The 23,408-nt window shown below is 63.9% G+C and carries 25 protein-coding genes; 4 read left to right on the top strand and 21 right to left on the bottom strand.

Annotated elements, in window-relative coordinates; genetic code table 11:
• The first annotated feature begins 13 nt into the window (after nucleotides 1-13).
• Both P2869_RS30405 and speB read left to right on the top strand, forming a co-directional pair.
• Nucleotides 14-1,504, top strand: coding sequence for an aldehyde dehydrogenase (locus P2869_RS30405; protein ID WP_277598935.1), 1,491 nt, complete (start codon nucleotides 14-16; stop codon nucleotides 1,502-1,504).
• 120 nt (nucleotides 1,505-1,624) lie between these two features.
• Nucleotides 1,625-2,587: an agmatinase gene (speB, locus tag P2869_RS30400; protein WP_277598934.1), complete on the top strand. Its 963-nt coding sequence runs from the start codon at nucleotides 1,625-1,627 to the stop codon at nucleotides 2,585-2,587.
• Nucleotides 2,588-2,636: 49 nt separating this feature from the next.
• On the opposite strand, the gene P2869_RS30395 is transcribed toward speB, so the two are convergent.
• On the bottom strand, nucleotides 2,637-4,457 hold the full coding sequence (locus P2869_RS30395) for a sensor domain-containing diguanylate cyclase (RefSeq protein ID WP_277598933.1): 1,821 nt from the start codon (nucleotides 4,455-4,457) through the stop codon (nucleotides 2,637-2,639).
• Nucleotides 4,454-5,482, bottom strand: coding sequence for an extracellular solute-binding protein (locus P2869_RS30390; RefSeq protein WP_033350758.1), 1,029 nt, complete (start codon nucleotides 5,480-5,482; stop codon nucleotides 4,454-4,456). The genes P2869_RS30395 and P2869_RS30390 overlap by 4 nt, the downstream gene beginning before the upstream one ends.
• Nucleotides 5,483-6,240: 758 nt before the next feature.
• Here P2869_RS30390 and P2869_RS30385 point away from each other — a divergent pair.
• Nucleotides 6,241-6,735, top strand: a complete 495-nt coding sequence (locus P2869_RS30385) for a cupin domain-containing protein (protein ID WP_199540574.1) — start codon at nucleotides 6,241-6,243, stop codon at nucleotides 6,733-6,735.
• 68 nt (nucleotides 6,736-6,803) lie between these two features.
• Here the strand turns inward: P2869_RS30385 and P2869_RS30380 are convergent, their stop codons facing one another.
• The 4 genes from P2869_RS30380 to P2869_RS30365 all read right to left on the bottom strand — a co-directional run bounded on the left by P2869_RS30380 (nucleotide 6,804) and on the right by P2869_RS30365 (nucleotide 10,527).
• Nucleotides 6,804-7,265: an SRPBCC family protein gene (locus tag P2869_RS30380; RefSeq protein ID WP_277598932.1), complete on the bottom strand. Its 462-nt coding sequence runs from the start codon at nucleotides 7,263-7,265 to the stop codon at nucleotides 6,804-6,806.
• Between the two features lie 186 nt (nucleotides 7,266-7,451).
• Nucleotides 7,452-8,543, bottom strand: coding sequence for a TAXI family TRAP transporter solute-binding subunit (locus P2869_RS30375; RefSeq protein ID WP_277598931.1), 1,092 nt, complete (start codon nucleotides 8,541-8,543; stop codon nucleotides 7,452-7,454).
• A 142-nt stretch (nucleotides 8,544-8,685) separates the two neighbouring features.
• On the bottom strand, nucleotides 8,686-9,753 hold the full coding sequence (locus P2869_RS30370) for a zinc ribbon domain-containing protein (RefSeq protein WP_277598930.1): 1,068 nt from the start codon (nucleotides 9,751-9,753) through the stop codon (nucleotides 8,686-8,688).
• Between the two features lie 345 nt (nucleotides 9,754-10,098).
• Nucleotides 10,099-10,527, bottom strand: a complete 429-nt coding sequence (locus P2869_RS30365) for a PPC domain-containing DNA-binding protein (RefSeq protein WP_277599878.1) — start codon at nucleotides 10,525-10,527, stop codon at nucleotides 10,099-10,101.
• A gap of 245 nt (nucleotides 10,528-10,772) precedes the next feature.
• Between P2869_RS30365 and P2869_RS30360 the strand changes: the two genes are divergently transcribed.
• A complete protein-coding gene (locus P2869_RS30360) occupies nucleotides 10,773-11,477 on the top strand; it encodes a glutathione S-transferase N-terminal domain-containing protein (protein WP_126875450.1) in 705 nt (234 codons plus the stop codon).
• A gap of 126 nt (nucleotides 11,478-11,603) precedes the next feature.
• Here the strand turns inward: P2869_RS30360 and P2869_RS30355 are convergent, their stop codons facing one another.
• The 15 genes from P2869_RS30355 to P2869_RS30285 form a co-directional block, all read right to left on the bottom strand.
• Nucleotides 11,604-11,732, bottom strand: coding sequence for a hypothetical protein (locus P2869_RS30355; RefSeq protein WP_017774035.1), 129 nt, complete (start codon nucleotides 11,730-11,732; stop codon nucleotides 11,604-11,606).
• Between the two features lie 95 nt (nucleotides 11,733-11,827).
• Nucleotides 11,828-13,228, bottom strand: coding sequence for an OFA family MFS transporter (locus P2869_RS30350; RefSeq protein ID WP_017774034.1), 1,401 nt, complete (start codon nucleotides 13,226-13,228; stop codon nucleotides 11,828-11,830).
• Nucleotides 13,229-13,528: 300 nt separating this feature from the next.
• Nucleotides 13,529-14,731 carry an amino acid aminotransferase gene (locus tag P2869_RS30345; RefSeq protein WP_277598929.1) on the bottom strand — a complete coding sequence of 401 codons (1,203 nt, stop codon included), beginning with the start codon at nucleotides 14,729-14,731 and terminating at the stop codon, nucleotides 13,529-13,531.
• Between the two features lie 106 nt (nucleotides 14,732-14,837).
• Nucleotides 14,838-15,167, bottom strand: coding sequence for a hypothetical protein (locus P2869_RS30340; RefSeq protein WP_017774032.1), 330 nt, complete (start codon nucleotides 15,165-15,167; stop codon nucleotides 14,838-14,840).
• Between the two features lie 63 nt (nucleotides 15,168-15,230).
• Nucleotides 15,231-16,052, bottom strand: coding sequence for an alpha/beta hydrolase (locus P2869_RS30335; protein ID WP_277598928.1), 822 nt, complete (start codon nucleotides 16,050-16,052; stop codon nucleotides 15,231-15,233).
• 61 nt (nucleotides 16,053-16,113) lie between these two features.
• Nucleotides 16,114-16,530, bottom strand: coding sequence for a DUF488 family protein (locus tag P2869_RS30330; RefSeq protein ID WP_042300758.1), 417 nt, complete (start codon nucleotides 16,528-16,530; stop codon nucleotides 16,114-16,116).
• Nucleotides 16,531-16,716: 186 nt separating this feature from the next.
• A complete protein-coding gene (locus P2869_RS30325; protein WP_277598927.1) occupies nucleotides 16,717-17,025 on the bottom strand; it encodes a hypothetical protein in 309 nt (102 codons plus the stop codon).
• Nucleotides 17,022-17,384: a hypothetical protein gene (locus tag P2869_RS30320; protein ID WP_277598926.1), complete on the bottom strand. Its 363-nt coding sequence runs from the start codon at nucleotides 17,382-17,384 to the stop codon at nucleotides 17,022-17,024. Before P2869_RS30320 ends, P2869_RS30325 begins: the two co-directional genes overlap by 4 nt.
• Nucleotides 17,384-18,604, bottom strand: coding sequence for a divalent metal cation transporter (locus P2869_RS30315; protein ID WP_277598925.1), 1,221 nt, complete (start codon nucleotides 18,602-18,604; stop codon nucleotides 17,384-17,386). The genes P2869_RS30320 and P2869_RS30315 overlap by 1 nt, the downstream gene beginning before the upstream one ends.
• A gap of 27 nt (nucleotides 18,605-18,631) precedes the next feature.
• Complete coding sequence (locus P2869_RS30310; protein WP_277598924.1) at nucleotides 18,632-19,012, bottom strand: hypothetical protein; 381 nt, start codon at nucleotides 19,010-19,012, stop codon at nucleotides 18,632-18,634.
• Between the two features lie 243 nt (nucleotides 19,013-19,255).
• A complete protein-coding gene (locus P2869_RS30305) occupies nucleotides 19,256-19,891 on the bottom strand; it encodes an isoprenylcysteine carboxylmethyltransferase family protein (RefSeq protein WP_277598923.1) in 636 nt (211 codons plus the stop codon).
• 171 nt (nucleotides 19,892-20,062) lie between these two features.
• Nucleotides 20,063-20,920, bottom strand: a complete 858-nt coding sequence (locus P2869_RS30300; protein WP_277598922.1) for a sigma-70 family RNA polymerase sigma factor — start codon at nucleotides 20,918-20,920, stop codon at nucleotides 20,063-20,065.
• Entirely contained in the window at nucleotides 20,917-21,390 is a 474-nt protein-coding gene (locus P2869_RS30295) for a carboxymuconolactone decarboxylase family protein (protein ID WP_277598921.1), read from the bottom strand. Before P2869_RS30295 ends, P2869_RS30300 begins: the two co-directional genes overlap by 4 nt.
• Before the next feature lie 125 nt (nucleotides 21,391-21,515).
• Nucleotides 21,516-21,965, bottom strand: coding sequence for a nuclear transport factor 2 family protein (locus tag P2869_RS30290; RefSeq protein WP_017774022.1), 450 nt, complete (start codon nucleotides 21,963-21,965; stop codon nucleotides 21,516-21,518).
• A gap of 181 nt (nucleotides 21,966-22,146) precedes the next feature.
• Nucleotides 22,147-23,220 (bottom strand): phytoene/squalene synthase family protein, encoded by a 1,074-nt coding sequence (locus P2869_RS30285; protein ID WP_277598920.1) that lies wholly within the window; start codon nucleotides 23,218-23,220, stop codon nucleotides 22,147-22,149.
• Nucleotides 23,221-23,408: the final 188 nt, after the last annotated feature.

Raw genomic sequence — 23,408 nt, 5'->3', positions numbered from 1 at the left:
TTGAGGCATCCTGATGGACAAGACGACTCTGGCTTACTGGCAGGACAAGGCCGCGACGCTCGCAATCGAAGGGCGCGCATTCATCGACGGCGAATACCGCCACGCGCAGTCGGGCAAGACGTTCGATTGCGTGAGCCCCATCGACGCGCGTGTGCTCGCGAAGGTTGCCGATTGCGGCGCGGCCGATGTCGATGCCGCAGTGGCCGCAGCGCGCCGTGCGTTCGACGCGCAGGTGTGGGCCGGGCTGAACCCGCGCAAGCGCAAGGCCATTCTGCTGCGCTGGGCCGCGTTGATGCGCGAGCACCTCGACGAACTCGCGCTACTCGAAACGCTGGACGCGGGCAAGCCGATTGGCGACACGACGACTGTCGATGTACCGGGCGCAGCCTATTGCGTCGAATGGTTCGCGGAAGCCATCGACAAAGTAGGCGGCGAGGTCGCGCCCGCGGACCATCATCTCGTGGGGCTCGTGACGCGCGAGCCGCTTGGTGTGGTGGCCGCTGTGGTGCCGTGGAACTTCCCTATTCTGATGGCGGCATGGAAGTTCGGGCCTGCACTTGCAGCGGGCAATAGCGTCGTGCTGAAGCCTTCGGAAAAGTCGCCGCTCACGGCGATCAAGGTCGCGCAACTCGCGAGAGAAGCGGGTTTTCCGGCGGGCGTCTTCAACGTGGTGCCGGGCGGCGGCGAACCGGGCAAGCTGCTCGCGCTTCACAACGACGTGGATTGCCTTGCGTTTACCGGCTCCACGAACGTGGGCAAGCTCATCATGCAGTACGCGGGGCAATCGAATCTCAAGCGCGTGTGGCTGGAGCTGGGCGGCAAGTCGCCGAACATCGTGCTGCCCGATTGCCCGGACATGGACCGTGCCGCCAACGCTGCGGCCGGCGCGATCTTCTACAACATGGGCGAGATGTGTACGGCCGGTTCGCGGCTGCTCGTGCATCGCGACATCAAAGATGCGTTCATCGAAAAGTTGATCGCCGCGGCGCGCAGCTATGTGCCTGGCAATCCTCTTGATCCGAAGGTCTCGATGGGGGCCATCGTGGACCAGGTGCAGCTTGATCGCGTACTGGGCTATATCGAGGCAGGCCGCAAGGAGGCGAAGCTGTTGACGGGTGGCGCTCGCGTGAACGAGTCGTCGGGTGGCTTCTATGTGGAGCCGACCGTGTTCGACACGACGCCCAACGCGAAGATCGCGCGTGAAGAGATCTTCGGGCCGGTGCTCTCGGTCATCACGTTCGATTCCATCGACGAAGCGGTCGGCATTGCCAACGACAGCGACTATGGCCTTGCCGCCGCTGTCTGGACCGGCAATCTCACCACGGCGCACGAAGTGGCCCGCCGTCTGCGCGCGGGCACCGTGTGGGTCAACTGCTACGACGAAGGCGGCGACATGAACTTCCCCTTCGGCGGCTACAAGCAATCGGGCAACGGCCGCGACAAGTCGTTGCACGCACTGGAGAAGTACACCGAGCTGAAGTCCACGCTCGTGCGGCTGCGCTAAAGGATTCGCAAGCCAGCGCGGCGGCGCGTACGCAACGCACCGCCGCGTTCCCAATGAATCCGGCTGCCGGCACGTTGCCCGTGAGGCGGGCACGCGCCGGTCCTCCAATCAGGTCATTCCATGACTGAAATCCTCTATGGCGACGGTGCGATCCGCCGCCCCTCTCTCTACGGTTCTTCTATCGAAAACACTTACGCGGGCGTGCTCTCGTTCATGCGACGCACGTATACGCGAACGCTCGACGGTGCAGATGTCGTTGTCTCCGGCATACCGCTCGATCTTGCCACGACGTTTCGCTCCGGCGCGCGCCTCGGGCCTGCGGCGGTGCGCGCGGCGAGCGTGCAACTCGCGGAACTGCACCCATACCCGTGGGGCTTCAATCCGTTCGACGAACTCGCCGTGATCGACTACGGCGACTGCTGGTTCGATGCGCACAATCCGCTTTCGATCAAGCCGGCCATCGTCGAGCATGCGCGCACCATCCTGAAGTCGGGCGCGAAGATGCTCACGTTCGGCGGCGATCACTACGTGACGTACCCGCTGCTCGTCGCGCATGCGCAGAAGTACGGCCGGCCGCTCTCGCTCATTCACTTCGATGCGCATTGCGATACCTGGGCCGACGACAGCCCCGACAGCCTCAACCACGGCACGATGTTCTACAAGGCCGTGAAGGAAGGGCTGATCGATCCGAAGACGTCGGTGCAGGTCGGCATTCGCACGTGGAACGACGACTTCCTCGGCATCAACTTGCTCGACGCCGCGTGGGTGCATGAGCACGGGCCGCGCGCTGCGATCGAGCGCATTGCTTCGATCGTGGGCGACCGCCCTGCCTATCTGACCTTCGATATCGACTGCCTCGACCCCGCGTTCGCGCCGGGTACGGGCACGCCGGTGGCAGGCGGACTCTCGTCTGCACAGGCGCTCGCCATCGTGCGGGGACTCGGCAACGTGAACCTGGTGGGCGCGGACGTAGTGGAAGTGGCGCCGGCCTACGATCAGAGCGAGATCACGGCGCTTGCCGCCGCGCACATTGCGTGCGATCTGCTTTGTTTGTGGCGGCAGCGCAAGGTGGCTGCACGCTGATGTGATGGCGGGGCGCGGCGGCGTTAACTATTGGGCGCGCCGCCGTGCTTTACTCCACCGGCTCAGCGTCGTCCGAGGCCGGCATGGGCGCCGTGTCGTTCCGTTGCGCCGGCTTCGCCCCGGCCACCTTCAGGCGTTGCACTTCCGGCAGCTGGCAATAGCGCAGCGAGAAACTGCGTCCCTCGGACTTCGCCGCATACATCGCCGCGTCCGCGTTGAGCAGCAGTTCGCGGGCGGAGGAACCATCCTGCGGATACTCCGCAATGCCGATGCTCGCGCCTACGGTCATGCGTTTGCCGTCCACGGGCAGGTCGTCGTCGAGCGCGCGCACGATGCAGTCAGCTAGTTCGGATGCCTGATCAGTTGCCTGCGCGCCTTCCACAAGTACGATGAACTCGTCGCCGCCCAGACGTGCCACCGTGTGCCCGCCCGTCAGTACTTGCTGCAGCCGGCGCGCAACGGCCGTGAGCACGCTGTCGCCCACGGAATGTCCGAACTGGTCGTTGATCTGCTTGAAGCGGTCCAGGTCCACGAACAGCACAGCGAGCCGGTCGTGATGCGTGGCGGCGTGGCGTATTGCCGTCTCAAGCCTGTGCATGAACAGCATGCGGTTTGGCAAACCCGTGAGCATGTCGTGATTGGCAAGATGCACGAGTTCGTGCTGCTTGTCGTGCAGCGCGTTCACCTGTGAGCGGATCTCCCGCCGCATGCGGTCGAAGCAGCGCGCAAGCACGCCGATTTCGTCCGTGCGCCTGAGCGGCAGCGGGTCCATGGTGTGCTCGGAAAGGAAGTGCGTGGCAGCGTGGGTCAGTATCTGCAGCGGTTTCGTGAGCGCGCGGGCGAACAGGATGGCAAGCAACAGGGCGACCGCGCTCGAAAACAGCACCATGCGCACGATCTGGTCGCCCAGCAGATTGGCCCCCGTCAGTACACCCGCGAGCGGCTTGCCAAGACCGAGCACGATGAAGCGATTGCCGGCGGTTTGCCCGAAGGGCCGCCGCACGAAGGCGAGCACTTCGCCCGGCGCCTGCTTGGGATGAGCGAGGCCGTTGAGAAGCAACGTGTCTGTCGTTCGTTCGAAGAGCGGCAGCGTGGCCGGGAAGCTGTCCTGCATGAGGACGCGGCGGCCTTTGTCGAAGCCGAATGTCTTCGATGCATCGGGATGCACGAGGAAGTCGCCCCACTCGTTGGCGAGATACACGTCGTAAGCCGCGGGCAGGTCGGCGCGCAACCGCTCGAACATGGCAGCGAGGTCCACGTCCACTACCACGACGCCCACTACACGCCCGTTCGGCGTCGTGACGGGCGTAGCCAGACGAAGCGTGGGACGGCCTTCGGCATAGTGCGCGCCGCGTTCATGGTTGATGGTGATGGGCCCCACGTACACGCGGCCCGGCGGCAGCGCCAACGTGTCGAACACATAGGCGAACTGTCCTTTCTCCTGAAGGTTCTCGTCCTTGACCTGGGTGGCGCCCCCGCGTTCACGGTCGAAGCGGATGCGTTCCAGGCCATAACGGTCGCGTGAAATGAGCCGCGCCTGCAGGTACTCGGGATGGTGCTTCATGAAGCTCGCGAACACTTGCGAGAGCCGCGTGCGGTCTGGCCCGATGGCGTTGTCGTCTGTCGTACCCGCAACGAGCGAGGACGACGGCATGGCGGCGAGCACGAGCGTGTCGGCGGCCATGTCGTCGATGGTCTGCGAGAAGCGCTGGCCGAGCAGCTCTGTCGAGGTGAGCAGATTGCGGCTCGCTTCGCCGACCAGCATGGTGCGATTGGCGCGGTACGCGTAATAGCCGGTCGATCCGGAGGCGAGCACACCGATCAGCGCGAGCAGAATCGAGAGCTTGAAGGTCAGGCCCGAACGGATCATTGGAAGCGCTCCGGACGGTCGCCCGATACGACGCGGTTCCACAGCGACTCGCGCTCTTCGGTGTTTTCCACCGGCTGAATCCAGACGAGATGCGCGTGTTCGCTCGTGTAGCCCGATGGTTCGGTCAACGTATTGGCAAGCCCCTGACGTTGAGGCAGCAGCACGCTCACGTCCGGTTCGAGCATGTAGTTGATCCATTCGAGCGCAAGCGTGCGGTTCTTCGCTGCGGCCGTCATCGCCCAGCAATCGAGCCACGCGAGCGCACCTTCGTCGGGAATCACGTAACCAACATCGGCACCGGCTTTGCGCAACTGCTCGAGTTGCTGCGTGCCGTAATTGCCGAACATGAGCGCGACCTTGTGCTGCATGAAGAACGCCGTAGCTTCCTCGGGCAGCGTGTAGTAGGTCAGCAGATTGCGGCGCAGCGCCACGAGCTTCAGCGCAATGGTGTGCATCTGCTCGGGGCTTAGCTGGAACGGCTGGGTGTAGCCGAGCGCGAGCGCAGTGAACGAGAAGTTGTGCTGAGCGCTGTTGAAGTCGAGCACCTTGCCGCGGTAGCGCGGATTCCACAGCTCGTTCATCGAGCGCGGAGCTACCGGCACCTGCTTGCGATCGTAGATGAGTCCCATCGACGAATAGGTGAACGGAATACCGTACGCCTTGCCGTTCTGCGTGAGCCCATTGATGGACGAGAGCGCGCGAAAACGCGGCAATTGACGCTGCGTATTCGGCAGACTCGCGAGATCGAGTGGCGCGAGCAGGTTCTCCTGCGTGTAGCGATGAATCTCGGCTGTGTTCGCCGCAAGCACGTCGAACTGCGGAGCCGCGCCCGTATGCAGCTTGCTCCACAATGCTTCGTCCGAGTCGACGAACGTCACTTCAACGTGCGCGTTGTAGCGCGACTCAAAGGTTTTCACGACGTCGCTGTCGGCGTAGCCCGGCCATGCGAGCACACGCAACACGTTGTCGTAGGCGAGCGCGGGCAGGGTCGCGAGCAGGCAACCGGCAAACGCAACCGCAAGCAACAGCGCACGAAGCACCGAGGTGCCGCGCACCAGGGAATGAAGCAGGGCCGCGCAGAACGCGAAGAAGAACGGAGCGGCGAAGGCGTTCGACACAAAACGCGCACGGCTGCCAGAGAGACTCCCGCCTGCGCGCGCCGCCTTGAGCGAAGTGCTGCCCCGGCGGATGCGGCTCGGGCGGTTTCGCGGGCGGGGCAATCGGGAAGGGCCGAGGCCGAGGCGCATTTGTCCGTCCTTTGCAATCACATGCACAAACTCAAAACTGCCTCCCGGGGTATGCCCAGGGGCGTGCTCAATGGCCAAAGCAGACGAAGCCGTATGGGCTGCGGCATAGCGTTTGAAGGTGTAGCAGTGGTGCTGGGCGGCAATCTTCAGATAAAGCTTTTCGCCCGAGAGAGGTTGCCGCGTTGCGGCGCCGTCCCGCGTTTATAGCATCAAATCCGTCTCTTTTGGACGGGTAACAATGTAGCGGGCGCTGCGCAATATCCGAAGTGCTGCCCCTCTTTTAACGGCTTACGCCGCGCGATCTTTAGATGTGGCAAGCACTCGGCGGTAACCGCGGCCGTCGCTGTTAGTGGTGCCAGCTAGTTTGTTAAATGAGGCGGGCGCATTGCGGACGGCACGCTATTTCGTATGATTGTTAACCTCGCGAATGGCCATGGTGTTTGAAGCGTGCTGTGCACGTTCCCAAATGGCGGCCGCGCAGTCACGACGCGAGAGCAAACTGGAAGGGCGAAAGCAACGTCGACGAGGAGTCCCACATGGAACGACCCGGCTTCATCCGGCATTGGACGGAACTGGAAGGCGAAGATAACCAGCACTACGCCGGCGATACCGAACGCATGGCAATCAACGCGCCGCTTGCCCGCAAGTTGGGGCTGACGCGCATCGGCATTCATCACAACCGCTTGTTGCCCGGACGGCGCACGTCGTATCCGCACGCCGAAAGCGCCGAAGAAGAGTTTGTGTTCGTGCTGGAAGGCACGCCGGACGTGTGGATAGACGGCCACTTGCATCGCCTCGAGCCGGGCGATTCCGTGGCGTTTCCCGCGGGTACGGGCATTTGCCACACGTTCATCAACAACACAGACACCGAAGTGCGCCTGATGGTGATTGGCGAGCCGCCGAAGGACGAGAACCGCATTCGCTACCCGATGAACGAGGCGTACGAGGCGACGCGCGCGGACCGATGGACCGACTGGCCCGCCCGCGAGATGGGCCCGCACGATGGCAAGCCGGATCGGGGGCGGTCTTAGGCGGGTTTGAGCCGGCTTGGGCGGGCCGTCGGCGCGAAGACACGCTTTGCGGCCGTCGCGCCGCCCAATTAATGCACCTCGGGGTGCACCGCTGCGACCACCTCGCCCGTTTCGAGCAGCGACTTGAGGTTCGACAGAATGCGCGGCCAGCCGCCCGACACGGCCTTGATGAAGCCGGAATCCGGCAGGTCGCGTTCCATCCCATGCGTGACCGTGAGCCTGGCCGCGTTGAGCTGAGGCTCGATCTCCATCACGCAGACCGAATACCCTTCCTCTTTCAGCTCCGGCCTGAATTCGTTACGCCAGCGCAGGGCGAGCCGCTTCGGCGGGTCGAACGCGACGATCTCGCCGGTGTCGGCTACGCGCCCATCCGGGAACAGCATCTTCCATGAAGCACCGGCTTTCCACTCGGCCTCGATATGCATGCCGAACCAGTACTGCTTCATGAACGCGGGGCTCGTGAGCGCTTCCCAAAGCGCTTCGGGCGAGGTGCGAATGTAGGTGACGTAGACGAAGGTGCTGCCGGCCATGATCGGGCTCCTTTGTGCAGGGAATGAGGTGCGTGCGCGGCACCGTGAGACGTCGGGCGCCATGCCGACGCAGCCGCTGCCGTCGATGGGGATAATATGCAACCATAAGGTTGCATGTCAAGGCACAGGGCCACGAGGTAAGCACAACGCCCCAGCCCCATTCATACAAACGTTTGATCTAGCCTCTCACTTGCACAGCAGAAGCAGACGTTCCTGATTCGTGCAGTTCGTTCTGGGCGGCGCTTTGCGCGTGGCCGCTTGTTGCGGCGCTCCGCTGCCGCCTTCCGCACGTCGGGCGATGCACGCGCGCAGGTGCCTTTCTACGGGCGGATAGTATTGCCAGCCCTTGCCGAGATTCGGCAACTCCAGCTTGACCTGCTTCCATTTCGGATGCCCGTGCTCCTGAAGATTGTCGAAGTTCTCGCAAAGCGAATCGGCGAAGCGGTCGAGATGGAAGACGGTGTCGCGCAGGCCGTAGTCATAAGTCACGAGAAACGCTTTCACGGTGAACGTGGGCACGTCTTCCTTGAGCCAGTTCGGGTAGCTCGACGTGCGGATCGTCGCGGGAAAATAGGCTTGCTGTGCCCGTGCCGTTTCGGGCGCGGAAGGGTCCACGCGCAGAATGCGCAACTGCTGCAGCAAATCGGGGTTCATGTCGGTGAAGAGCTTGGCGGGTTGCCCGGCCACCACCACGGCCACGTCGATCTTCTTCACGATCAGCGCGGCGAGCGCGTCTTCGTTGCTGAAGTGCTGCACGTTCTGTTCGGGAATGGGTTGCCCGAACATCAGCCGGTACAACGTCGTGGCCGACTGCGCCGTGCCGCTGCCTATCAGTCCCACGCTGATGGTCTTGTCCTTGATCTCGTTGATGGTTCGCAACGGCGAGTCCGCGCGCACGAGGAAATGAATCTCCTCGTCGTAGAGCGGCATGATGAGCCGCAGCGGACGAATCGCGCTGCCCGCATCCGCGTTGCCCGCGTTCGCCATGTCGAGATACGCCTGATAGACGTCCGACTGCACGAGCGCGAGCTTCACGCCGGGCTCGTAGCGCATGCGCTGCACGTTTTCCGCCGACCCCTTCGAGGGCATCACCTCCAGATCGATGCCTGCGGGTTGCGCCACCCATTTCGACAGATCCTGACCGATCTGGATGTATGTGCCGCGCTCAGGGCCGGTCACGATCTTGTAGCGCGCCGGCGGCGTTGCGGCCAAAGAAGAAGCCGCGAACAAAGCCGCAAGCGTCAGTGTGAGCCATCGCCCGAGAAGTGTCTTCAGCATGGTTGTCCCCTCATCGTTCAGCGTGGAGCACGCGCGCGCCAAAGCGTGGAAGCGCGGAGCGCAAAGCGTGTTGAAACGGTCGTCGTTTCTTGCGGGGTGCGAGGTGCTGGTGGTGCGAATCGTCGCGGGGCGGCACGTGCGATTACTGCGCAGGCGCGGTGCTGCCGGGCGGATTCGTCGCGTTGTTCGGCGGATGCTTCCAGCCCGATTCCACGATGGCGCGTTGCTGGGCGTCTATGTCGGCGGTGTCGGGCGGGCTGGCTGTGTTCGTTGTCGTGTCGGTCGTCGCTGTTCCCTTGGGTTCTGCACGTGCCGCATGCGCCGCCAGTGCCGGTGCGCTTGCTCCTGCGGCAGCGTGCGACGCCTGCTGTTGCGCAAGCGCTGGCCACGCCGACGCGACAATCGTGCGTTGCAACAGCGCCTTGGCGTCGTTGCTGCCGGAGTCGATGCTGAGCGCAGTGTTCGCGTATTCCCGCACGCAGGGCCACATACGTTTCTGCTCGCACTGGCGCGCGCTGCGCAGCGCCGCGTCGCGACGCACTTCGATCGTGGCGAGGTCACGCTGGAATTGCCGCACGTCTTCGCGTTTCGGTTCCATCGCGGCGGCAGCGTCGAGTGCAATGCGCGCATCGGTGAGATTGTTCGCGGCGAGGCTCGCGCGCGCCGCGCGCAGACTCTCGACGAGATTCGCAAAACGCGGAGCCTGCCTGGCTGAGTCCGCAGTGGCTGTTGGCGCGTTCGCGGTGTTCGTCGCCGGGGCACCGGACGGCGCGCTCTGCGTGGACGGCGTGATGGAGCCCGTTGCAGTACGTGCGACATCGGCCGTATCCGACGGTCTGTCTGGATGATTGCCGCTGAGCAGCAGCACGCTCACGTAGACGAGCGTCAGCGCGGTGACGATCATCGCAGCGCGCATGAAGCCCCAACGCGATTTGCCGCGGGGCGTGGCGCCCGGGCTCTCTGGCGAGGCGAGGGCGTCGGCGTAGGGCGTGGTCGCCGGTGCGGCGGGGGCGAACGCTGCGTGTTGTGCCGGTTGCATCGCGGCGGCCGCCACGCTTGCCTGGGCGGCGGGTGTTGTTTCGCCGGGCCCGGCAAGCGGGTGATCGACGCCGCAATACGGGCAGAACGCGACGTGCTCGCGGAGCGCCGTGCCGCAGCGCCTGCATGATGGTGTGGGGGAACGCTGATGTCGGGCTGTCTGAGTGAACATGCGGTGGTCCTGACGGCGTTGGAGAACGACGTGAGGCATGCTCTGCATCGCGGCAGACGCGTGCGGTAACGCCTGCCGCTAAATCGCCTGCTGGCATCGCCATTGGCATCGCGATTGGCATCGGCACCCACGGTGCCGACGGGGATGGCCGCTCGAACAATATGTGAGGTTTATCGCAGAAGGTCAATCGCCGTTCTCACCTACAGTGTGGGCTCGACCGCTATTCCGGACGACGAAATGTGCCTTCTGCATAGCGCGCTTCGCAGCGAGCCATTTCTAATACGAACACGAACGGCTTCGATGAATGACGCACAATGGTCCGATGAAACCGCGCTCATGTGCCGCTCATTCATCGTGCCGGGCATGACGAACGACGAGTTCGGCGAAGCCCGTGCGCGGATCGATTTCGCGCGAAAAATAATGCTCGGGCAGCAGTGCGACCAGTATCTCCGCGGTGGTGCGAACGATGCAGCCAGGCGCCACGTGTCCACCGAAGACCTCGCCGCGAGCGTTGGCAACGGACATATGCAGATGCGGGCCATCTGGCGACAGCGAGCCCGCGATCGTGAGAATTTCGAGATCGCCATGCAGTGCCGTGGCGTCTTGCGCGCCCGCGTATCGCAACTGCGCCACGCTGAGACTGCCCATGCCCTGAACGACGAACGCGGCCTGCAGACCGGCGTCGCGCAATGCGTGCTGAAGCGCGACACGAACGTCGTCGCCGGGTACGAGGCGTAACGGAGTAAGAGCAGAACTAAGAGGAAGGGCTTGCATCGTTTGGGTCCACGTTGAAGGCGTGCCAATCGGGACGGAACAAACGCCGCTCCTCGCGGCGAATTTCGTCGGATATTTGAACACGTCATCACGCGACGAGCGACCGTCGCGCAGGCAAATGGCTTTCCTGTGACAAAACCGCGAAGCAGATAGAATTCGGCGGGCATCGATTGCATTCGTCATCGCTCGAGGCCGGTCTTGCTCACGGCTTCCTGTTTCCTCCATTCACCATGAAGGACCTTCGCATGAACGAACTGTCCGCGTTTCCCATTACGGCCAGATGGCCCGCACAACACCCCGATCGCATTCAGCTGTATTCGCTGCCCACGCCGAACGGCGTCAAGGTGTCGGTGATGCTCGAAGAAACCGGCTTGCCATACGAGCCGCAACTCGTGAGCTTCGAGAACAACGACCAGATGTCGCCGGAATTTCTCTCGCTCAATCCCAACAACAAGATTCCCGCCATCGTCGATCCCAATGGACCGGCGGGCCGCCCGTTCGGTCTCTTCGAGTCGGGCGCAATCCTCATCTATCTCGCCGACAAGACGGGCCAGTTCATTCCGCAGGACGCTGAAGGCCGCTACGAGACCATTCAGTGGGTGATGTTCCAGATGGGCGGCATCGGCCCGATGTTCGGGCAGGTGGGCTTCTTCCACAAATTCGCGGGCAAGGCGTACGAAGACAAGCGTCCGCGCGAGCGCTACGTCGCCGAATCGCGCCGGCTGCTCGGCGTGCTCGAGCAACGCCTTGCGGGACGCGAGTGGATCATGGGCGACGCCTACACGATTGCCGACATGGCAACGTTCCCCTGGGTGCGTAACCTGGTGGGCTTCTACGAGGCAGGCGACCTTGTTGGTTTTCAGGACTTCCCGAACGTGCGACGTGTGCTGGATGTATTCGTCGCGCGGCCCGCGGTGCAGCGGGCGCTGGACATTCCGAAGCGCAGTTGAAGCCCAGGTGCCGGCAGCGAAGCGTGCTGCCAACGTGCCGCTAAAACAGAAGGCCGGGCATCAGCCCGGCCTTCTGTCGTTTTGCCGCCCGGTGCTTGCCGCTTGCAGCGGAGAAGCAGCGGAAGATCAGCTGAACAGCTTCATTGCCTGCAAGAGCGTGTTCACGACGCCCCACGCCAGCGGAATCAGCACATAGGCCCAGAAAAGCGCCATCAGGGCCTTGTTGGTGGGATGCGGCGCGGCCGTATTGCTCATGAAAGTCTCCTTGTTTGCGGTCTGTGCCGCGTGCGTCTGTGCGGCGTGCGTGTGTTCGTGTGCGCGTTTGTGTGTTCGCGTCGCGCGTCGATCGATTAACGGTCCGCGGCGAGTTGCGCGTCGGTCATGTGATGCCGATCGTCCACACGCTTGACCAGCAGGTTGCAGATGAAGCCCACCACGAGCAGCACGGCCATGATGTGAACCGTCATCGTGTAGGCGTCGGCCTTCGCAACACCGTGCGCCACTTCATAGGCGCGGATGTAGTTGACGAGCACGGGGCCGGCCACACCCGCGGCCGCCCACGCCGTCAGCAGCCGGCCGTGAATACCGCCCACGAACGCGGTGCCGAACATGTCGGCGAGGTACGCGGGAACCGTGGAGAAGCCGCCGCCGTACATCGAGAGAATCACGCAGTAGGCCAGCACGAAGAGCGCGATGTTGCCGGAAGCCGCGAAGCCGGGCACGAAGTAGTAGAGCACCGCGCCCAGTACGAAGAAGATGAAATAGGTGTTCTTGCGGCCCACCCAGTCGGAGGCCGAGGCCCACACGAAACGTCCGCCCATGTTGAAGAGCGACAGCAGACCCACGAAGCCCGCAGCGGCCGCAGCGGAGACGGTGTTCTTGAAGCTCTCCTGAATCATGACGGAAGCCTGGCCCAGAATGCCGATGCCCGCCGTCACGTTGAGGAACAGCACGAGCCAGATCAGATAGAACTGCGGCGTCTTCAGCGCCTGATCGATGTGCACGTGATTGCGCGTGATCATGCGGTGCGAGGTGTCCGGTGGCGTCCAGCCTTCGGGCTTCCAGCCGGTGGGCGGCACGCGGATGGCAAGCGCGCCGATCGACATCGAAATGAAATACGCGATGCCGAGCACGATGAACGTTTCAGCCACGCCCACGCTCGTGTCGCTCTTGAAGTGGTTCATCAGCGCGACGGAGAGCGGTGCAGCGATCATCGCGCCGCCGCCGAAGCCCATGATCGCCATGCCGGTGGCCATGCCGCGGCGGTCCGGGAACCAGCGGATCAGCGTCGAAACCGGCGACACGTAACCGAGCCCGAGGCCGATGCCGCCAATCACGCCATAGCCGAGGTAGAGCAGCACGATCTGATGCAGCCACACACCGATAGCCGAGACGATGAAGCCGCCGCCGAAGCAGCATGCTGCGGTGAACATGGTGCGGCGCGGGCCCACGTGTTCGAGCCACTTGCCGGCGAAGGCAGCGGAAAGGCCCAGAAACACGATGGCGAGCGAGAAGATCCAGCCGAGTGTGGTCAGCGACCAGTCACCCGGCGCCGATTGCGTAATGCCGATCACCTTCGTGAGCGGTGCGTTGAACACTGAAAAAGCATAGGCCTGGCCGATGCACAGGTGCACGGCAAGCGCGGCGGGGGGCACCATCCAGCGTGAAAAGCCGGGGCGGGCAACAGTGGCTTCTTTCGAAAAAAACGCGGGCGAGCCGGCCCGGCCTTCCGGCTCAGAGATGCTGCTCATGGGTGTCTCCTGTAGGTGTGTTCGTCTGGTTATCGGCTCTGTCGCGTTTTTTTGTAGGATTTAAGCGAGGCCGTAATGATGCGCCGACAACGATAGGACCCGGGCGGAGACTTGGCAATATGATACGAAAATGCATAAAAGCGACGGCAAATTGCCGTCTGGCGCCAGCTTGAGGTCGGGTTCGGGGTTCCCCTTATAGGGCCGCGCCATGCCGCACTGCAACGGTACGTATTGAGAAGCGCGCCCGGCGGGATAGGGGAAAGCCCGCTAAAAAGGGCGCGCGCCCAGATACTGAACAGATTAAGCGCTGGTCGAAAGCACCGTTCCGATGGCCCGCGCAACGTATTCGACGTTGCTTGCGTTCAGGCCGGCCACGCACATGCGGCCGGAGCGCAGCACATAAACGCCGTGTTCTTCGCGCAGGCGCAGCACCTGGGGTTCAGTGAGTCCCGTGTAGGTGAACATGCCGCGCTGTGCGAGGTAGCGTTGCCGCATGCGGTCGTCGGCGTGACCCTTCAGGCCTTCGTGAATGGCGTGACGCATGGCGATGATGCGCTCGCGCATGGACGCCAGTTCGCGTTCCCACGACTCGCGCCATTCGGGCGTACCCAGCACGGCGGCCACGATGCGCGCGCCATGCGTGGGCGGATTGCTGTAATTCGCCCGCACGGTGGCCGTGAGCTGACCTTGAACGTTGCGCGCGATATCCGCGGATTCGCAGACCACGCTCAAGCCGCCGCAACGCTCGCCGTAGAGCGAGAAATTCTTCGAAAACGAATTGGCGACCACGAGCGGCAAGCCCGCCGACGCCAGCATGCGGATGCACGCGGCGTCTTCGTCCAGACCCGCGCCGAAGCCTTGATACGCCATGTCGACGAACGGGATCAGCTTGCGCCCGCGCAGCACGGGCACGAGTTCGGCCCATTGATCGTCGGTTAGATCCACACCTGTCGGGTTATGGCAGCACGCGTGGAGCAGCACGATGCTCTGCGCGGGCAGTGTCTTCACCGCTTCCAGCATGTCGCGAAAGCGCAGGCCGCCCGTGTAGTCGTCGTAGTAGGGATAGGTGTTGACGGTGAACCCCGCGCCCTCGAATACGGCGCGATGGTTCTCCCAACTCGGGTCGCTGATCCACACCTGCGCGCCGGGGAAATAGCGCTTCAGAAAGTCCGCGCCGATTTTCAGGGCGCCGGAGCCGCCCAGCGTTTGAAGCGTCGCGATACGGCCGCTCTTGCGTGCCTCGTGCTCTGCGCCGAAGACAAGCGCCTGGGCGAGGTCGCGATATTGGACGTGGCCCGCCATCGGCAGATAGGGGCGCGGCGTGATGTTGCCGAGCAGCGCGGCTTCGGCCTTGCCGGTGGCCGCCATGACGGGCAGCTTGCCCGCATCGTCGAAATAGATGCCGATGCTCAGATTGACCTTGTTCTGCCGCGGGTCGTGCTGAAAATCTTCGTTCAGGCTCAGGATCGGATCGCCGGGATAGGCGGGAATGTGTTCGAACATGACGTCTCCTCGATACGAAACAGTGCGGGCCGATGGGGCGGCGTCGCTGCGCCGCATCGGCTTCATTCAATTGGGACGGTGCGCTGCAACCTGATCGAAGGCGCGCTCATTTAGGCGGCAGCGACCGCACGAATTCGAGCGCCCCGTCGATCAGTTTGCGGCGCAACGCGTCTTTGCCATAGGCCTCCGGCGCGGCCCAGACCCAGCCCGGCATGACGCGGCCTTGCGAGATCATGGGCGCAATGCCCGGCGTTTTCAGCGCCCAGCCCTCGTTGCCTTTGCCGAGGCGTACCAGCATGCCGTCCAGTCGAGCCCCGCACAGCAGGTTGCCGTACAGCATCCACACCCAGCCGCCGAACATGGCCTTTTCAGTGAGCCCGGGCAGCGCGCCCAGCTCTTCGCTCAAGAGTGTCTCGAGACCTCGGTCGCGCGCCATGACGTCTGCCTGACAGGGAAGGGTGGTGGAATGGGGGCAACGTGATGATATCGCGCGGCCCGTTCAGCCTGCAGCCAGCCACTCGCTCACGGTCTGGTTGAACGCTTGCGCGTTGTCCACCATGACCCAGTGCCCCGCGCGAATCGCGCACACCTTGCTGCCGGGCTGTGCAGCCAGCGCCTCGGCCCATTGCGGCGAGTGAAACATGAACGGTTTGCGCGTGCCGTAAACGAACATCATGGGGCACGCGGGCGCGAGCTTCATCATGTTGCGAAACGAGCCGTGGGCGCCGGTCCACTGGATGAAGTACGGGTAGTCCATGTGCGAGCCGATGAAGTTCGCGTCGGATGGCACGCGTAGCAGCCGCGCCATGTACGTCGTCATGCGATCGCCGATTCCGCCACCGACTCGCCACGCAATCGCAAGCCACACCTGGTAGCCCACGATCATGGCCTTGCTCTTCACCGTGAGCGAGTTCAGATACTGCCGCGAGGCCGCGTCGCCCACATCGATGCCGATGATCTTTGCCACGCGCTCGGGGTGGCGCATACAGAACTGATAGCCGAACACGCAGCCCCAGTCGTGCAGCATCATGATGGCCTTGCCATCGCCACAGGTGCGCTCCACGATGTGGCGGATGGTCTCGACGATTTCATCGAGCGAGAACGCCCTGCGCGGCTTCGCGACATCGAAGCCCGGCAGCGTGAAGCGCACGCAGCGGTAGCGTGTCTTGAAGTGCTCGACCTGACGGTCCCACAGGCGATACGTGTCCGGCCAGCCGTGAATCATCACGATGGTCTCGCGGCTCGACGCTTCCGCGCTTTCCCCGTTCCCTTCGCTTTCGACGATCACATCGATGCCGTCTATGACAAGCGTTTCCTTCACGGCGTGTGCTCCCTGATGTTGTTGGTTGTTATGCGGTCCGCTTCGCGCGGCACCGTTGTTTTTAGCTGCCTTTGTTCTTGTGGCCGGCCATGCTCGCGCCGCGTTCCTCCAGCATCGCGCGCAGCACGGAGCGGTGACAGCGCGATTCGTCTTCGCAATAGCAGCCAAGCGAGAAGTTGGTTTGATGCGAGAGCGCTGCGAGCATGTCGAGCAGCCGCGACGAGTCGCCCTTGTTCATTTCGGCGCGAAAGTGCTTCACGAAGGCGGCCCACGTCTTCGCGTCGCCATTGGCCTGGGCCGCCTGGGCCTGCTTTACGAGGTCGGGTTCGGGCGAAAGCTGCGGCAACCACACGTCGTAGTAGTCGCGGCTCGCAAACTCGTCCTTCGGCACGCCGCGCGGTGGCCGGCGCACGGTGCCAAGACGCAGACCTTCATCGGCCTCGCGTGGCTCGCCGAGTCTTACGATGCGTATTGCCATCGGGAATCCTCCTTTCGTTTCTATAGCCAGAGTAGCCGCAGGTCGTCCGCCGTGCCGCGGCTCTCGAAAACGGGCGTTACGAATGTCGATAGATTCGCTATCGACCTCAATCGGGAAATGCCCTATTCGTGCCATATTGTGCGGCCGTCGGCAGAGAGCGTGACTATTTGAGGCGTTGCTGCCGGCTCAGAGACGCACCTCGGCACCGCGAATCAAACGCGGATACCACGGATCGGAGAGGTCCATCTGTTGCCACGCTATACGATACGGCCGCGGGCTGCGCTTGGGACGCAGCGCCGCTGGCAGCAGCGCTGCAATCACGGAAAGCGAGAGGCGTTCGATCAGCGCATGAGGCCCAACGTGGAATTCGTCGACCACCCAGGCATCGCCATTGTTTTCCCGGTGCGCGCAGATGGCTTCGATCCGGCCCACACGCTTGCCATCCTGCGTACGAACCGTGCGTCCCACCATGAGTTCGATGTTCACGAGCGTCATTCGCCTTTCCCCGGCAAACGCACGAGACGCCGGGCAACCCAGCGCTGCCATGCGAGCAGTGGCGTCTCGTTCACGTCGATGTCGATCGCGACGTCAAGGTCTACCGACGTAATCTGCGACCACGGAATGCGGCAACGGCCTGCGTCGCGAGCGCGGCGGAACCGGTTCACGAGCCACGTCACCCAGCGCCCCATACGTGGACCGACGCGATACGCGAGCACGGCCGGCCCGGCTTCGAGCGCAACGAGCCGCGGCGGCCCGTTTTCGCGCAGTTCCACGACGATGCCGTCCACGCGGCCCGTGTTGACGCCGTTGCGATCGATCAGTTGCTTGTCGAGCAGATCGCGCACCAGTTCCATCACGACCCTCCGAGAATTTCGAGGGGCAGCGTCACCACGGCCAGCACGAACGAAAGCGAAACGATCAGGACGACGGAAAGATTCGCGACGATACCGTTGGCGTGCTTACCCACATAGCTTGTGTCGTTCATTAGCACCAGAAACGGAAACACGCTGAACGGCAGGCTTACGGCGGTGAGTGCCATCGAGACGATGGTGACCTTCAGCGGATCGGCACCGCACACAATGGGCAGCGCAGCGAGCAGCAGCGACACCGTATAGGTCAGGCTGAATCCAGCGTTGTCGCGCGGTTTTGCATCTTCGCTCCATCGCCAGCCGAACGCTTGCGCGAGCATGTAGGCCTGCTGCAACGCGATCTCGAGCGTTGCGCCGAACGACGCGATGGCAAGCGACAGCACCAGCAGCACGAAGCCGGCTGTGCCTAGCGTGGGCACCAGCAGAAGCGGCAACTGGTTGTAGTCCTCCACTTGCTGCACGCCTTGAGGCATCAGCACGGTGCCTGCCACGATCAGTACCGCAAGCGCGATCGTGCCGCCAAAGCCCATGCCGAGCGCCGAGATGGCGCGGTTGGCACCGAGCATACGGCGGTCCCATTTGTCCTCGATCGCGCCCGACGAATAGAAGAGGAACAGCGAGGGCGTGATGGAAGCGCCCAGCATGCTGACGGCGATGAACCAGTAATTGGCTGGATCGTGTGGTGGTTGGCGGGGCACTAAACCCGCGGCGACGGCGTGCCAGTCGGGTCGTGCAAACAACGCCGCGACAATGAAACAGCACGTCACGAGTCCGAGCAGCGAGACCCCTTTCTCGATCAGGCCGAATGTGCCTTTCCACAACAGCAGCCAGGCGAGCGCGGCGACCGGCAGCGCCCACCATCGGTAACTAATGGACGTGGCGAGTTCCAGCGCGATGCAGACGCCCCCGATCTCGGCCACCAGCACCAGCAGATTGACGAGCAGCGTTGCCGTGAGCGGCCACAAGAACAGCTTGAAACCAAAACGGTCGCGCATGCCGTCGGCGATCGTATGACCGCTGACCGCGGCGAAGCGGCCCGCCATTTCGGCGAGAAACGCGATGCAGAGCGTGCCCAGCACGAGCGCCCAACCCAGCCGATACCCGAAGCCTGCGCCTGCTTGTGCAGACGTGGACATGGATCCCATCTCGAGGAATCCGCCCACACTCGTCACCACGCCGAGCGATATCTGGAGCAATTTCTTCATCGCTGTACCGGAAGGTCGAGAGACCGGCTAGAGGCCGCGTGCCGTGGCGGGTCGCGCGCTGGCGTCGTCGAGCGTCGCTTTTGCACGCGCGATGCCGCTACGGTCGTGTGCTGTGACGGCGGCATCGGCCTCGGCCAGCGAGCGGATGATTTGCGTGGCCCGCGCGCTCACTTGGACCGCTTGCGGATCACCGTGATGAAACGACGTCTGGATGTTGTCGGCCGTTGTGGCGATGTTGCGTGACAGCGTGCGCAATGCGTTGTGCACGTAGAAGTCAGGTACGTCGCCGTGTAGCGACGCACCGAGCACGAGCGACGCCGAGCGCGCGAACGAAAGTACTGTGCGCAGCTGCCACGATTGCTGCTGTTGCCGCTGTTGTGGCAGTTCGCCGCTGCGGGCGCCGCTCACGAGCGCGATGCATGTCATCAGCAGGCAGACCCGGCAAAGACGATCAGATGGCGGCATGGTGGGCAGAGCGATATGACGTTGCGTCGCATGGACGCGAGCATCCTGTGTGCCTGCCTTATCTGGTGGTGGGTATGTGTGTTGCGGCGCTCCCGCATCTATCTCCGGATCGCGGCAGCACGATTTCGCCTTCGTTGGGGGGATGCCTTGAGGCAGGGCGGCATGAACTGCCGCCACCCCCACGCCTCAAACCACCCCCGGCACCAGCGCCTTCACCCGCCGCGCGTACTCGTCATACGCGGTGCCGAACTGCTCGCGCATGAAGCGCTCTTCCACGATGATGCGATGCACGATCGCGATCAGGACCAGGGCGAAGGCCAGCACCGCGCGCCATTGGCCGATGGCGAGTCCGGTGCCGGCAAACGCCAGCGCGAGGCCGGTATAGATGGGATGGCGAACCAGCCGGTACGGGCCGCCCGTGATGAGTTCGTGATCGGCCTTGACGGTGACCACGCCGCTCCAGTTGCGTCCCAGGTAGACCCGCGCCCACACGGTGAACAGCAACCCGGCCACGGTCAGCACCGCGCCCACTATCCACCACGCCTGCCACTGCGACGCCGGCAGGAAGCGCGCCATGAGCGCCGGCACCCCCACGTGCCGTGCGGTCAACAGTGCGGCCGCGATGAACAGCAGCGCCACGTTCGCCAAACGCGGCAGCGCGGCCTGGCGTCGGACGTTCGCCTTGACGTTGCGCGCCAGCGCGAACCAGGTCGCGAGCCAGGCGGCCCAGAGGGTGGGAAAGAAGGCTGAATAGAATGCGCTCAAGTTCAATTTCGGCTCCCGGCCGGACAAGCGCAGTCGTTGCCCGGCATGCAGTGACATGACTCGAAGATGCAACTCTGGAGAGGCCGGCGCCGATCAGCAGGGCGCGCCCGGGGTCTACGCTGGCGTTGACGAACGACGAGGAGGCTCGACGCGAGCGCGTCCGATGATATCGCAGCGCAGTGAGAACGGGACGAGCGAGGTTTCGTCCCGGGCAGAAGCTTGATGGTCCTAATGCAAATGCCGCAGCTTGTCCGGATTGCGCACCACGTAAATGGCCACCACCTTGCAGTCTTCGATTTCGAGTGCCGTGGTCTGCAATTCGCCGTCGGCTTCCAGCGTGACGAAACCGGGCAGCCCGTTGATGAAGCCCGTGCGCACGAGCGTCGAGCCGTGCTTTCGGAACAGGTCGGCCAGATGCATGTGCACCTTCATCACCTTGTCGAAGCCGAGCACGGGTTTGCCCGCCGCGGGCCGCTTGCCGCCGCCGTCCGCGTGGATGCTCACGTCCGCGGCGAGCATGGCGCCCAGGGCGCTCATGTCGCCACTGCGCGATGCGGCGAAAAAAGCTTCGGCAATTTCGAGCCCGCGCGCTTTTTCCACGCGAAAGCGCGGCCGCGCTTCGCGCACGTGCGCGCGAGCCCGGGCCGCGAGCTGGCGGCACGCGGCGGGCTCGCGCTGAATCGTGCCCGCCACCTCGTCGAAATCGAGACCGAATACATCGTGCAGCAGGAACGCCGCGCGTTCGAGCGGCGAGAGGCGCTCCAGCGCGAGCATCAGCGGCAACGTGACGTCCTCCTGCTCGTCGTCTTCCACAACGGGCTCGGGCAGCCACGGGCCGATGTACGTTTCGCGCTGGTGCCGCGCAGACTTCAACTGATCGAGGCACATGCGCGTCACCATGCGGCGCAGGAATGCTTCGGGCACGCGTACCTCGCTGCGGTCCACGTGCATCCAGCGGATGAACGCGTCCTGCACGATGTCCTCGGCGTCTGCAACCGAACCCAGCATGCGGTACGCCACGCGGATCAGCGTGTGCCGCAGCGGGTCGAAGTCTGCTGCGGGGTCGGTCGCGTCGTGGCCTGTCATCCCGCCACCGCTCGCGCACGGGCCTTCGCCGCCGCCGGATCGACCCACAGGCCGAAGCCGACTGCGAGGCGGTTCCAGCCGTTGATCACGTTGATCATGACCGTGAGCTTCACCTGTTCCTCCTCGCTAAAGTGTTCGTTGAGCGCCGCGCGCGCGTGTTCGAGCGCCGGACCTTCGGAGAGCCGCGTGAGCGCCTCGGTCCAGCCGAGCGCTGCGCGTTCGCGGTCGTCGTAGCAGGGCGCCTCGCGCCAGGCCGACAGCAGGTAGAGGCGTTGTTCGGTCTCGCCTCGCTCGCGGGCATCGGCCGTGTGCATGTTAAGGCAGTTCGCGCAGCCGTTGATCTGCGAGGCGCGCACCTCGACAAGTGCGACGAGGCCGGGCTCAAGGCTGCCGGCTGCGGCGAGCGAGGTGCTCATCCAGGACTTCATCAGCGCGGGGGCGGCGGCGAACGGGTCGAGTCTGGCAGTCATGGTTCCATCTCCTTTCGTGGGGGTTCCCTGACATGACGAGATGGACGATGGCCAGTGTGACATCGGGCCGAAAATTTTTTGGGGGACGGCCTCAGGCCCGCTCGGGCAAGGCTGGCTGGGCCAGTCTAAGCGCCCGGTGTTTCGCGGGCACGCGTCGTGAACGCGTTCCATGCCGCGAGGGAGTCCATGTAATCGCGCCAGTGCGCGATCTTGCGGTTTTCGATCGTGGCGATCGAGCAGAACCGGTTGTCGTATGCGACGCCGGTCGCGAGAATCGTGCCGTGCACTTCGTATTCGAGCACGACCACGCGGTTGTCATGGGTCTTGTGTACGACGAGTTTGTCGGCGCAATGAAGCGCGACGTTGTCGCTGTAGGCCCTGAACCGCGTCATCAAATCGGTGCGTCCTTCAATGATGCGAGGCCAGCCGGGAAAGTCGTAAAGCACCTCATAGACGATGTCGTGCGCGACGATGTCGAAGAAATGCTGGCCGTCGACCAGGTCGCCAAGCGCGCGTCGAACCAGATCGAAGTAGGGTTGGGCGGCATCGTAGACGGCGTATTCGGAAGCGGACATGAGGGGCTCCTGGCTCCTGGCACCTGATAGCTGGCAACGTAGCTCGCGCACTATACCTTGCAGAGCGCGAGGCGCGTGTGACGCCAGTGACGCGAGCGCGGGCCATGCATCGGCGCGCAGTTTTCGATCATGGCGAGCGCGCCGCCGCGATTCGATTACCTGCTTCGATCATCTGCTTCGATTACCTGGCAGGCAATGACCGAGCCTCGATGCTGCGGATGAGCCGGCCCGTCCACGTGCGCAGCATCGTGTTCGAGGGCGCCACGAGCGTGGAGCGCGTCACGATGCCATACACCTGGCTGCGCGGAATTTTCGAGACCTTCGCCGGATCGAGCCACGCGTCGTTGCTCACGAGCAGCAGCAGCGTTTCGAGACCGATGAGAATGGGCCACAGGCAGGCAAGGCGCAGCCGCAGCTGAAACGCGGGAATGGCGAGTGTGTATTCGACGGCGTCGCGGTACAGGTCTAGCGTTGCGCGGACCAGTTCGAGCATGAGCGGCCGCGCGCGCCGCGAGGCATCGGGCAGCAACAGGTCGTGCGGCGTCAGGCCATGGCGCGCCAGCATCGACGCCGGCAGATAACAGCGGCCAATGCGCAGGTCTTTGCCGCAATCGCGCAGCACGTTGGTCATCTGCAGCGCCTTGCCGAAGCGCACGCCACGTTGCAGCGTGGCCGTGCGCTCGCCCTTGAGCACGCCGGGCAGATGCGCGTACGTCATGCGCGTCCAGAACTCGCCCACGCAACCGGCGACAAGGTACGTGTAGTGGTCCAGTGCGTTCGGCTCGCCGAGCGCGGCGATCTGCCCGGAGCGTTCGTCCGGGAACGTGCGCAGATCGAATTCCATGCCTTGCGTGAGCGTCGTGACGATGTCGCGCACGGCGGCGCGGTCCGTTTCGTCCAGTTGCCTGAGCACGGCAAGCGCGGGGGCCACGGATTCGAGCAGCGTCTTTTCGTCGGACTGGGTTTGCTGCGCGCCCACTTCAGTGGCGAGTCGTTGCGTGAACGCGGCTTCGCTCTCTTGCGCACCGTCGCTCGTGCCGTTCACGTGGGCGCGCAGCGCGAGCAGCAGCGCAAGCCGTTGCTCGGGCGGAATCAGCGAGGTGTCGGCAATCGTGTCGGCGGCTCGCGCCAGCAGATACGCGAGCCCGACGGGATCGCGCATGCCTGCCGGCAACACGCGCAGCGTGAGGTAGAAGGAACGCGAGACACCTTTGAGCAGCGGGCCGAGCAGAAACTCCCGGGAAGCAGGACGCATGGATGGGTTCGAATGGTGATGGAAGGGACAGCCGGCAAACCAAGCCGGAATTGTATCCGCGCGCGAGGGTTTCTATCGGTGTGGCTGGTTGGGTGGCGTAATGGAACTTGCCTCGTGGCGGATGGCCGGACGCAAGACGTAGACGCAAGACGCAGACGCAGACGCAAGACGCAGACGCAAGACGCAGA

This window comes from Paraburkholderia sp. SUR17 (assembly GCF_029536165.1).
In the GTDB taxonomy this organism is placed as follows: Bacteria; Pseudomonadota; Gammaproteobacteria; order Burkholderiales; family Burkholderiaceae; genus Paraburkholderia; species Paraburkholderia kururiensis.
This window is presented reverse-complemented; position numbering and strand designations above follow the sequence as displayed.

Coding starts and splice junctions, on each gene's coding strand:
- P2869_RS30325 (WP_277598927.1), bottom strand. CDS start 17,025: ATGACGCTCGTGAACATCGAACTCATGGTGGGACGCACGGTTCGTACG.
- P2869_RS30385 (WP_199540574.1), top strand. CDS start 6,241: ATGGAACGACCCGGCTTCATCCGGCATTGGACGGAACTGGAAGGCGAA.
- P2869_RS30360 (WP_126875450.1), top strand. CDS start 10,773: ATGAACGAACTGTCCGCGTTTCCCATTACGGCCAGATGGCCCGCACAA.
- P2869_RS30300 (WP_277598922.1), bottom strand. CDS start 20,920: ATGACAGGCCACGACGCGACCGACCCCGCAGCAGACTTCGACCCGCTG.
- P2869_RS30365 (WP_277599878.1), bottom strand. CDS start 10,527: ATGCAAGCCCTTCCTCTTAGTTCTGCTCTTACTCCGTTACGCCTCGTA.
- P2869_RS30370 (WP_277598930.1), bottom strand. CDS start 9,753: ATGTTCACTCAGACAGCCCGACATCAGCGTTCCCCCACACCATCATGC.
- P2869_RS30345 (WP_277598929.1), bottom strand. CDS start 14,731: ATGTTCGAACACATTCCCGCCTATCCCGGCGATCCGATCCTGAGCCTG.
- P2869_RS30350 (WP_017774034.1), bottom strand. CDS start 13,228: ATGAGCAGCATCTCTGAGCCGGAAGGCCGGGCCGGCTCGCCCGCGTTT.
- P2869_RS30290 (WP_017774022.1), bottom strand. CDS start 21,965: ATGTCCGCTTCCGAATACGCCGTCTACGATGCCGCCCAACCCTACTTC.
- P2869_RS30285 (WP_277598920.1), bottom strand. CDS start 23,220: ATGCGTCCTGCTTCCCGGGAGTTTCTGCTCGGCCCGCTGCTCAAAGGT.
- P2869_RS30320 (WP_277598926.1), bottom strand. CDS start 17,384: ATGGAACTGGTGCGCGATCTGCTCGACAAGCAACTGATCGATCGCAAC.
- P2869_RS30315 (WP_277598925.1), bottom strand. CDS start 18,604: ATGAAGAAATTGCTCCAGATATCGCTCGGCGTGGTGACGAGTGTGGGC.
- P2869_RS30405 (WP_277598935.1), top strand. CDS start 14: ATGGACAAGACGACTCTGGCTTACTGGCAGGACAAGGCCGCGACGCTC.
- P2869_RS30330 (WP_042300758.1), bottom strand. CDS start 16,530: ATGGCAATACGCATCGTAAGACTCGGCGAGCCACGCGAGGCCGATGAA.
- P2869_RS30355 (WP_017774035.1), bottom strand. CDS start 11,732: ATGAGCAATACGGCCGCGCCGCATCCCACCAACAAGGCCCTGATGGCG.
- P2869_RS30395 (WP_277598933.1), bottom strand. CDS start 4,457: ATGATCCGTTCGGGCCTGACCTTCAAGCTCTCGATTCTGCTCGCGCTG.
- speB (WP_277598934.1), top strand. CDS start 1,625: ATGACTGAAATCCTCTATGGCGACGGTGCGATCCGCCGCCCCTCTCTC.
- P2869_RS30295 (WP_277598921.1), bottom strand. CDS start 21,390: ATGACTGCCAGACTCGACCCGTTCGCCGCCGCCCCCGCGCTGATGAAG.
- P2869_RS30375 (WP_277598931.1), bottom strand. CDS start 8,543: ATGCTGAAGACACTTCTCGGGCGATGGCTCACACTGACGCTTGCGGCT.
- P2869_RS30305 (WP_277598923.1), bottom strand. CDS start 19,891: ATGTCACTGCATGCCGGGCAACGACTGCGCTTGTCCGGCCGGGAGCCG.
- P2869_RS30340 (WP_017774032.1), bottom strand. CDS start 15,167: ATGGCGCGCGACCGAGGTCTCGAGACACTCTTGAGCGAAGAGCTGGGC.
- P2869_RS30380 (WP_277598932.1), bottom strand. CDS start 7,265: ATGGCCGGCAGCACCTTCGTCTACGTCACCTACATTCGCACCTCGCCC.